Source organism: Aliivibrio sp. 1S175 (assembly GCF_001690985.1).
Classification (GTDB): domain Bacteria; phylum Pseudomonadota; class Gammaproteobacteria; order Enterobacterales; family Vibrionaceae; genus Aliivibrio.
The window spans coordinates 1-385 of the sequence record NZ_MAJS01000097.1 but is presented as its reverse complement, the minus strand read 5'-3'; the positions used below and the strand labels follow the sequence as shown (position 1 = coordinate 385).

General features: G+C 37.7%; 1 pseudogene. It reads left to right on the top strand.

The window, feature by feature from the left end:
• Positions 1-40: 40 nt before the first annotated feature.
• Positions 41-385: pseudogene (locus A6E06_RS19475) on the top strand (IS3 family transposase); the annotation flags it as partial.

The window sequence follows — 385 nt, the reverse complement described above, 5'->3', positions numbered from 1 at the left end:
GTCTCGTCCTGAAATGTGTTTACACATTTAGGACTTTTATATGACAAATCAAGAAAAAACAAAGAATAAGCGAACTCAACGCGATTATTCATTAGGCTTTAAATTACAGCTTGTTGCCGCTATAGAAAAAGGCGATATGACCTATAAGCAAGCTCAAAGCATTTATGGCATTCAAGGTCGCTCTACCGTACTTACTTGGTTAAGAAAACACGGTAAGATGGACTGGTCTCAATCACCTAAGATTATTATGCCTAAATCCCCGAAAGCAAAAGAATCACCTGCCCAAAAAATTAAACGTTTAGAGCGAGAGCTTGATGATGAAAGAATGCGTAATTTATTACTTAATGAAGTCGTAAATATCATGGACGCAGAACATGGTGCAGGC